This is a genomic window from Haloarchaeobius amylolyticus (genome assembly GCF_042678045.1).
Classification (GTDB): Archaea; Halobacteriota; Halobacteria; order Halobacteriales; family Natrialbaceae; genus Natrinema; species Natrinema amylolyticus_A.
The window spans coordinates 115,520-126,105 of record NZ_JBHUDI010000007.1; the positions used below are offsets into that span (position 1 = coordinate 115,520).

Sequence of the window (10,586 nt, forward strand, 5' to 3'; positions counted from 1 at the left end):
ATGACCACGCCACGTGTGATCGACGTCGTCCTCATACTTCTTGTCGCAAGCGGAGGCGCTGTGTTCTTGGCTGTCGGCGTCGCTGTTGCTGAGCCGAATTCGAGTTCGGACACAGCGATCCCTGCTGATGGGCCCGATTACGGCGTGAACGAGACACGGTTCCCGCTGTTGTGGTCAGATGATCTCGATCAGCAAAACCGCTCGAGTGACGAGTTCGAAGAGACGGTTTCCTCTGCACCAGAGTTTTCGACCCGGCTTGCAGGGTCGACAGACGTCCCGTTCGAGAAACCAATCGAGGATGTTGAGAGGTGGAACAGCGGTGATCTCCAGGACTTTGACCCCGGTGGCGAGAAAACCTCTGTCCATCCAGAACAGGCACACCTCGAGGATGGGCTCTACATCCGGGATGCGTACACGAGTATCGTTGCAGTCCAGCCGTCGACGGTGCTGCACTCGGGGAATACCTCGACGCGGTACATCACGCCAGACGGCGAGGTCCTTGCGATAGCCGATTACCGGGTCCGTGTCCCAGACGATGACACGAGCGGCTCTGTCCGCCATCACTGGTCGATTGCTGACACTGCTATCGATACGATTGTCCTGCAGACAGATAGCTGGGTACTCGACGCTGATCGTGGCCATCGCTCCACCCTCGAGTACAGGGGACTGTCGGGAACGCAGAATCTGACTGTCGAGGCCACGATTACTGCACGCCTTCGCCATGAAACCCGGACGTGTACTGATTACAATAGCACGAGCGGGTCCTGTGAGGGCTCATGGGAAACAGAGGTCGACTATCCAACCGAACAGGTAACAGCGACTGATTCACGCCATGCGGTTGTGGCACAGATCGATGATAACGGTGCGAAGCGCGTTACATTCGAGAGCGATGCGACTCACACTGGTGTTGTTATCCATCCGGGAACTCGGTGGTCTGCAATCGATGTTGGCAGTGATGCGCGTTTGCGTGGAAACTGGCGGTTCTATTCGGCGGGAGTAGATGGCTGGCGGACGATGATGTCTCGGACGGAAACAGAGACGACTCGGACGAATTCGTCCGTTCGTCCGGCACAGCTCCACGCTATCCCCACGCAGAAACGCCCGGATATGCCGAGCAAGGCAACGGAGGATGCTGAGCCGCCGTTAGTGATCGAAGAGGCGTGGGGGAGCGAATATACTGGTCCGTCCCTCTCGAGTGCGATTGCCATTCCGACGGTTGATAACTATACGAATGCGACGTCGATCGCTGTCCGATCGGAGACGCTTCCAGCAGCCACCTTCGACGAGGTGACTGTTCACGGGATCGTTCGTGGCCAGTCAGAGACGATTTCGGTCACCGACAACGGAACCGTTCGTGACACAACTCTCGAGTTGACCGTTCTCGAGTCGAACTCGTCGGGAACGCTCGTTCAGGCAACCGTCACGGAGACGACGACCGGTAATCCGGTCACGACTGGGCGAGTCGAAATCGGCAATCAATCGGCTGCGCTGAACGCGAGTGGAATGGCTGTCCTTGAACTCGAGAAGCGGCCGTCGTCGCTTGTCGATGGCCAGTACGTTCCCGCAGACTGGTGGCGTGCCGATCAGTTGTACTCAGCAGCCGAGGATCGTGCGACGGTTCCCTCGAACTACCCCGAGTTCCAGAAGCTTGTTCGGTTGCTTCTGGTGACGCTGCTCTGGTTCCTCCCGGTTGCGCTGGCTGTCTACGGCTTTGACTACCTGACTGGCGGTGCGGTCCTTGGACTACGAGAACACCAATGACAGAAAATACCAATCGAGACGACAGTGGTATCGCTCGCCGAGCAATCCTTGCCAGTCTGGGTGTGAGTACAGTCGCCCTTGCCGGCTGTATGTCGGACACGTCCACAGACCCATCAAACAGCAGTAACAGTACGGATGACAACGGGATTAGTGCAGACGGGAGTGACGTCTTCACCTCTGTCGAGATAGGTGACGCAAACCTCGAGATCGAGGTTGCTGATGATGCGTCAGTTGAGTTTATCAACCTCATCGATCCGAACGGCGAGTTGTTCGACCAACAGCGTCTCGCAAGCGGTGAGACCACGACATCGTTCGAAATTCTTGGTCGCTACGAGGACAGTATCCCCACTGGGGACTACGAACTGGTTGCTCTCGATGGAGACGAGCAGGTCGATACGACGACACTCTCACTCGAGGCGGAGTGTGCGATTACGGATGTGCTGTGGGCAGCAGAGAACCCCGACATGGAGTGGGACAAGAATTCGCCTAATTGGGAGACGTATGCAGCGGTTGTGATCGAGAATACAGGGACGATTCCGTCGTTACTTACTGAACTCGAGTGGGCAGGAGCACCTGTTGCCCGATTGCAATCTAAGGAATCGCAGTCGTACTATCACGAGACACGTCTCCCACCGGGAGAAACAACCGTCTACTCAAAACGACCAGTCTATCGAACTGAGAACGCGCTTGGATCACTTGACTGTGGACAATTGGGGACAGAACCGATGGTCGTAACAGCTGTTGTACAGGTTGGGAAAGATCCGTCCTATTCTCAGCAAATTAGGTATGGCGGATCTCAGTCATGTGAGCTTTCGATTGTGGAAGATGATTCAGATGCGCCAATGTCCAATGGGGGTGAGAATTAAATGGCATGGTTGCAAGAAGAGGTTGAGAACGCGATTAAGAATGTCATTGAGGATTTCACCGATGCACTCCTACGTCTTGTGAATGACATTCATGAAACAATATTGGAACCAATAGTCGGCGTTCCCACCCCAAAATCGGATTCGGGGTATATGGTCGTTGGAACTCCTGATAATCAGCCATGGGAAAGTCTGTATCAGGACGTATATCTGGCGTACATCATGCCGCTAGCAATCATGATGATGGTTATCGCCTTTGCGTTTGTCGGCCTCCGAGCAGGCTCAATGAGCGAGTACCGTCGAAAACAGCTCTTGCGACGGCTTGGGCTTGTATTCATAGGTACTTTCGTCTGGTTCCCATTGGTATCGATCCCGCTACAGTTCATCGACGCGGTGGGTATGACAATCGCTCCGATCGATGAGATGTCTGCAGGACTCGGCGGTCTTATTCAATCTTCTCTCGGAGGCACGTTCACTATTCTGGCAATGGTCGTCATATCGAACTTCTTCTTGGTTGTTGCTGGGTTCGTTGTTGCTCTCCGCTGGATTGCTCTTTCTGTATTAACACCTCTCATGCCGTTACTGGGCGTCCTTTGGTCGATGGAGGTGTGGCCGTTCAGTCCAGCAGCAAACATGGCACGTCGGGTCGCGGGAATTTATCCTGGATTAGTGATTTCAGGGGTACCGCCAGCGATCCTCTTTCGGATCGGATGGGAAGTCGGTGGCCTCGAAAGCACCGTTGATGGGTTGTTCTCCTTGTTTATTGGATTGACGCTGATCCCTGCAGCGATCATCGCGATGGTCATGACGGTCTACTGGAGTAGCCCAGCGATGCGGACGATCGCCCAGAAAGGAGCATCTACGACGAATCCTGCAGCGGCTAAAGCTGGCGCTGCAAAGGCAAAGCGCACTTCTGGAAAAGCGGTCCGTGGTGCTCGAAACGTCCACCGTGGATACGCAGATAACCAGCTTGGATCCGTCACGAAAAGTGGCCAGACGACACTCGGTAGTGGAGACTCGAAAGCATACAAGCTCGGCTCTTCGGCCCGCTCGACGAAGGAACACGCCGGCCGCTACAACAACTTGCGGAAGTCGAAGACTGGGCGGATGCGTGATAAGGCCGCTGATGACGCTCGCAACGCCACACAGAAAGCATCGACTCGAGCCAAGCGTGGGCTCAAAAACACGAAGGAGAAGGTCTCACGGTGGTGAGTTCGATGAGTACGAACACCTCTGATCATGACTATACCGCACGAAAGATCCATCAGTCGCTGGGTGGCACAACGGCCTTCTTCCGGGGCTACACGATTGGCGAACTTATGCTGTTTCTCACAGTGGCGTTCGTCACGGTCGTTGCAGCGACGTTCGTTCCGGCAGCACTGACGATCCCGGTGCTGGGATTCGGGCTTATGCTCGTGACGGTGCTGTTCTTGCTCCACAAGATCAAGCCCCGATATCTGTGGCTAACTGAGTGGCTTGCTGCCCGTCTTAGCTGGGCGATCAAGAACAAGGAGTACACGCACGGTGGCGAGGACAACAGCGAGGTCCGGTATCTGACTCGCCTCCAGCGAGTGTACCCACACGCGATCGAACGAACGGATGGCGCACTCGTTGGGGCGATGAAGGTCGAGCCCGCGAACATGGCCCTCGAGGATGATGATGCGTGGGCGAAGGCTGTCCAGTCGCTCTCGGAGTTCGCCAACTCGACTATCGACTTTCCAGTGAAGATCTACGTCACTAGCCGCGAGGTCGATGACGACGAGACCATCCGTGCACACCAGGATCGACTCGCTGACGCCGACGTTCGCTCACGTCCTGTGTTGAAACGGCTTCTCGAGGAGTACGTTGGAGCGAATACGACTGACAACGGCGAAATTGACTCGGAGACGACCACGATTCGCGAGTACTACCTCATCACTGCAGTGAACGACGACGATATCGAGCACTTCGACACAACCGACGACAGTGTCCTTGCCTATCTTGCTGATCTTCCTGCTCTTGGACGGCTCTTCGGTCGGTTCCAAACTGACGACCTGACCGATGCCGAGCGAGAGCAATTCAAAGAAGAACACCTCGAGTCACGACTCACACAACTCCGCCGTGGTGGGTCGTCGCTCTATCGGTGTTCAGTCAGCCCTGTTGATGCCTACGACCTCGCTCGGATCACGAAGGAATACTGGACGTGCCATCCCGAAGAGTACGCCGATATCACGAACGCACTCGGCACGTTCCCGGTCGTCTCCCACGGGATAAGCGACGGTGTCCCAGCAACGCCCGATCCTGACGACGTCCTCGATGCAATGGCTGAGCACGACAGTCCGTCAGATACGGCTTCCAGCGATCATAGCGAAAATACCGTTGCCGAAGACACTGTCGACGATCCGTCGGTTCCGTCCGATGATCGGTTACCAGACACGTCGACGATGCACCAGTCGGTAATTGCGCCGTCGACGATCGACTGGGAGACGACCTACGCCGTGATCAACGACGAGACGTACGTTCGCACGTTCTGGATTGAACAGTTCCCCGAGGAACCACCAGATGGCCTCCTCGAGCGACTGTTACTCGACACGGAGTTGCAGACCGACATCAGCATCCACCTCGATCCGTTCGACAGCCAGTCGGCTCAGGATATGATGGCAGACTGGATCTCGGATTTGAAGATCAACCAGCACGACTCGAACAGTCTCAAATCCGAGGATCTCCAGGAGGACATCGATCAGGCGAAGTACATGCGGTCGCTCGTCCGTGCGAACAAAGCGTCGTTCTATCGCGGTGGCGTGTTCATTCGCCTCGCCGCTAATAGTCAACAGGAACTCGATAATCAGACGACGCGTCTCCGCTCGATCATCAAGGATGCGCCAGCGAACTGTACGCTCAAGGTCGCAAGTCGCTGGCAGGAACGCGGACTCGCAACAGTGTCACCGCTTGGCGCGAACGAACTTGGCCGTGACCGTATGTCGACGCTGACGAACCAAGCCGTCGGCGCGATGTTCCCGTTCTCGTCGAACTACCTGATGATGGACGAGGGTATCGAGTACGGCTATCACGGCCACAACGGCTCTCCGATTCGGATCAACCCATGGGCGCTCGAGACGGGCCACAGTGAACTTGTCGTTGGGATGCCGGGCGCTGGGAAGACGTTCGGCGACATCATGCGCCACCTTCGGATGATGAAACGCCGCAACGACACGATGCTGGTTCTCGTCGATCCAGTTGGTGGCTTCCGTGGGATCGCAGACGCGCTGAACGCGAAGACGATCACCGTCGGTGGCGATACGAAGCTCAACCCACTCGAAATCCGCGAGACGCCCCAGCACGTTCTTGATTCCGGTGACGGGATCTCTCCCCTTTCGGCGAAGAAAGACGAGGTCTACGCCGTCCTCGAGAACTTCCTCGACGCTCGCGATATCGAACTCGGAACCGAGACGGGCGTCCTCTCGTATGTCATCGATGAAGCCTACCGGCAAGCAGGGATCGTTGAAGACGACGTCTCGACGCACACGTCGGCGAATTCACCAACGATGCAGGACGTCCATCGGATCCTCTGTGATATCGCCGAGAACCCGGATGAGCATAATATCGCAGAATCCGAATCTGCTCGCGAGCGTGCTGCCCAGTATGCAGACGAACTCGCGATTGCGTTTCAGCCCTTCCGCGAGGGTGGCTCCTACTAGAATCTCTCGCACCACTCCGAGATCGATATTCTCGAGGGCGACAGCAAAGTCGTCTATATCGACCTCGGTCAGATCGAGGGCAGTGCATCGGGGATCGATCGCCAGACGTTCCTGATGCAACTGTTGCTGTCGACGATCTACCAGCAAGCGAAAAACACCCAGCGAAACGTCGAACTCGCAATCGACGAAGCCCACTACCTCTTCGAGGACCAGGCCAACCTCGATTTCCTCGAGACGGCGTTCCGGCACCAACGCCATGCAGGGCTTCGGATGGTGCTGCTCTCCCAAACTGCTCAGGAATTCTATGAGACCGAGCAGGCGGAGAAAATCATCGGCATGTGCCCGATCAAGGTTCTCCACAAGCTCCCCGAACTGGATGATCGGACAGCGGACAAGATCGGCTTGACCGAAGAGCAGCGTCGGTACGTCAGGGGTGCCGACGCCGGGAACGAAGACCTGGGCTATAGTCAGGCACTCGTCCGCGTCGAAGAACACGGGACGTACCCGCTGCATATCGTCGCTGACGACTTCGAGAAACGAGTTATCGACTACGAGCCCGAGGACCAAGCCTTCATCGAGCAGGCAATTCGTGACGAGCCAGCAGAGTTGCTCGCTTTCGAAGAGTTCGTCGAGAACGAAGCCCAGCGCAACGCGCTTGCAACCCGTCTCGATCTCAGCGCAGACGCGGCCAGCCGGCTTCTTGAGGCAAATCTCACAAAAGAGGAAGTTCTCGATGCGGTCGTCGAGCATTCCCTCGAGGCAGACAGCGAGAAATCGTCTGTCCGGCCTGATGGTGGAGAATCAGCTACTGCACAGGATACGACTGAAACGGAGTCTGACACCCAAGACCATGACTAGGTTCAACCAGATCAAGACAATCATAGGTTCGTCGCCACAGTACGAGGCGACGCAACTCGACTTTGGAGAGCACGATTCGTTCGTCCAACGGCAAGCGGACACGCCAGGCACGCTGCTTCGGATCCGCCCCTACAAAGAGAACAACGGTATCGCGGACGGGGCCGGGGTCCTCCAGTCAGTCCACGATGTGACGACGAACTTCCGTGGGAAGAATACGAGCGACCACCACTCCTTTGAGGTCTGGTTTGACGAAGGGAAGATCAAGTTCTACATGCACGCTGCTACCGAGGCAGCTGCCGACAAGTTCAGACGGCGTGTTGGGAACAACTACGCCAACAGCGAGGTTTTCCCGGTTGAAGAGGGCTATGCGTTTCCCGTTATCGACTCCGACGAGTACGTCGCTGGTGCGTGGCTCGAGATGGAGAAGATCCCCTACTATCCGATTCGCCACCACAATAGCGAAGGCTTCGAGACGGATCCGTACGGCGAAATCACGAGCGAAATGCTCTCGCTTGATGAAAGCACGGTTATCACGCAGGTTGTTTTCCGACCTGCGAAACAGTCGTGGACCGATGGCGACCGGTTCAAGCACAATAGCGTCGACGAACTCGCGCACGCGCTTCGCCAAGGGACATCCGTCGGCTGGCTCAATCCCCGCACGCGACCGCCGACTGAGAAGGACAAACAGGCTGCAAAAACGATCGAACAGCAACGTGGTCAACAGGCGTTCCACGTGAACATTCGCGTCCTCGCTATCTCGAGCGAACAGGCCGAAGCCGAGGCCCGTGCTCGTGGCGTCGCGGGGATGTTCAGGAAGTACTACAACGCGATCACTGAACAGGGCCTTGACGACAACCCTGTTTGGCATCGGCGAGAGCGCAAACGTGCCACGCAGCTTCGACAGTTCGTTGAGCGAATGTGTGACCGCGAGTGGATCGACCGGCACATGATTATGACCGTCGACGAACTCGCTGGCGTCGCACATATCCCCAATGCAGAGATTGAGACGCCGAATATCGACTGGCGATATACCCGACGTGGTGACCGCGCCCCTGCCGATCTCGGCCAATACGAACAGTCCACCGATAGCAGCGCTTCCACCGAACACAACGTTACTAACAGAGGACACGATGGTGTTTGATCGATTCTTTGACCGCAGCAACTCTGAAGAGGTAACAGAAGATATGGAGACCGAGCCAGCGACACAAGCTACTGGTGACGGTGACTCTCCGCTCGATTCACCACCGGCCCCCCAATCCCAACTCGGCGAGACATACGATATCGATGAACAGAAGACCAGTTCCATCGGTGGTAAGCAAGCTATCACTGAAACGACTCAGGAGGGCACTGTTGCAGGACCATTTGTCCGCGAGATGTTCGAGGCAGGTGTCGAGACACCGTCTGCACCACTCTGGATCGGTTACGATAAGGATCCTCAGCGAGGCTTCCGTGAAGTCCCGCTTCGCTTTGACTCACTCTTCCGCCATATCTGGATTACAGGCACCACTGGCTACGGGAAAACCACGGCGCTACTGAATATGATGGTCCAGTGGGCATACTCCGGCTATGGCTTCACCTACTTCGATCCGAAAGGCCGAGACTCCCGAGAGCTCCTGCGCAAACTCCCTGAACACCGACTCGAGGATGTGGTCTGGATTGAGCCTGGTTCGACCACCCATGAGAAGACGATCGGGATGAACTTCCTCGAGGTGCCCGAGTGCGAGACGCGTGAGGAACTCGAGAATGAGATCGAAAACCGAGTCGAGAACCTGAAAGCGGTCTTCGACACCTCCGACTACTGGGGCATCAACATGGAGGCGATCACCGAGTCAATGGCTCGGGCGATGATGAAATCGGAGAAACCGTTCTCGATCATCGATATGTACTTCACGTTGCTCAACGCCGAGCGGCGCGAAGACTTCGCCCTCGACGTTGAGGATCCCTACATCAGGGAGTTCTGCCTCGAGATTGCGAATATGGAGGAGGAGACGATCCGTCCCCTCCTGAAACGGATCAAGTCATGGGTTGAGAATTCGGTGATTCGCCGGATCATTGCCCATCGTGAGAGTACGATCGATTTCCGAGACATCATCGACAACGATCGGATCGTTATCGTTCGAACGCCCGTCGAGAATACAGATATCAAGAAGATGGTCACGCTCGGTGTGATGCGCAACCTCTGGAGTGCCATTCAGCACCGGTCGTACGAACGCGATACCGATCCAGACCCCTATTTTGTCCTGTGTGACGAGTTCGACGACATTGCTAGCGACAATCTCGATGTCGAGTCGATGCTGGCCCGTGCTCGCTCGATGCGACTATCGGTAACGCTCGCTTCCCAGTACCCCTCGCAGTTTGATGAGGATACGCTGAAAGCGATGCAGAACAACTGTGATAACCTTCTTGCCTTCTCAGTCAACGACGTCGACGACGCCCAACTGCTGATGAAGCGGTTTCAGGGTTACACGGCGGAGGATTTGATCTCGACTGATCAGTACAAGGCCTGGACGAAACTTCCGCTCGAGGGTGGGCGCTATTCTGAGCCGGTCCTCATCAACTCGTTCCCGCCGTATCCACCGCTTCGGTCGACTGAGACTGTCGATGATATCATCGAACAGAGTTTAGAGCGCTACGGAACTGACCCGCTAACGGACGCAGAGATCCTTCAGAACCTCATCTACAGCGATGCCAATGAGGCTGCCAATCCGACGAAGATACTGGACGAGACCATGGCAGAAGCTCTCCGCACAGTCCAAATTCGAGAGGGTGTACGAGAGGCAAATGGCTGGGTCGAGGTCACGGCTGTTGACGAGGAACTCGTGGCTCGCCTCGAGAAAACCGAGCCCGAGATTGACTATGCATACGAAGACCTGCCGGATGTGCGCGATGCCTCGCGGTTGATCGAGGTCGACCTGCAGAACGATGAGATCGTCGCTCGGCTCACCGACGAGGGTGAAGAGTTGGTCCGGCCCAAGACGGGCACTGTCGGCTCAGCTGGTGGAACCAGCCACGATGCAGTGCTTCTGGATACTGAGGTAGCGCTTACTGAACGCGGGTTCAGTGTCGAGATCCTCGAGCAGGATGGGAGTGAGCAACCTGACGCAGTTGCCACGCACCCAGATCATGATGTGGTGTTTAACATCGAGGCTGAGACAACAACGCCAGATCGCCCAGCGAAGGTTCTGCAGAATCTCAAACGCGCTCACGAGGAAGACCGCATTCCGATCTTCGTTGTCCGTCCTGGGGAGTCTGAGACACAGGTGGCGTCACGAGTCGAGAATATCCTTTCAAAGCCACTGCACGAACGATCGGATGGCACTGAGCAGTTCTACAACTGTGATGAGATTGTGACCTTCGGTGGTGGTGCGACAGCTCATGGTGGCGTCACTGCGGTTCGTCCACAGACGACGGATGCAAATCGGACTGT

General features: G+C 56.2%; 5 protein-coding genes and 1 pseudogene. All 6 read left to right on the top strand.

What is annotated here, in order from left to right; all coding sequences use genetic code 11:
• Window positions 1–1,761: a DUF8186 domain-containing protein gene (locus ACFR99_RS13025; protein ID WP_390288023.1), complete on the top strand. Its 1,761-nt coding sequence runs from the start codon at window positions 1–3 to the stop codon at window positions 1,759–1,761.
• Window positions 1,758–2,627, top strand: coding sequence for a hypothetical protein (locus ACFR99_RS13030; RefSeq protein ID WP_390288025.1), 870 nt, complete (start codon window positions 1,758–1,760; stop codon window positions 2,625–2,627). Before ACFR99_RS13025 ends, ACFR99_RS13030 begins: the two co-directional genes overlap by 4 nt.
• Complete coding sequence (locus ACFR99_RS13035; protein ID WP_390288027.1) at window positions 2,628–3,836, top strand: hypothetical protein; 1,209 nt, start codon at window positions 2,628–2,630, stop codon at window positions 3,834–3,836.
• A gap of 5 nt (window positions 3,837–3,841) precedes the next feature.
• A pseudogene (locus tag ACFR99_RS13040) lies at window positions 3,842–7,159 on the top strand (VirB4 family type IV secretion system protein).
• Entirely contained in the window at window positions 7,152–8,300 is a 1,149-nt protein-coding gene (locus ACFR99_RS13045) for a DUF8128 domain-containing protein (protein ID WP_390288029.1), read from the top strand. Before ACFR99_RS13040 ends, ACFR99_RS13045 begins: the two are co-directional and overlap by 8 nt.
• The coding region (locus ACFR99_RS13050; RefSeq protein WP_390288031.1) for a type IV secretory system conjugative DNA transfer family protein at window positions 8,290–10,586 on the top strand (2,297 nt) is incomplete at its 3' end. The genes ACFR99_RS13045 and ACFR99_RS13050, both read left to right, overlap by 11 nt.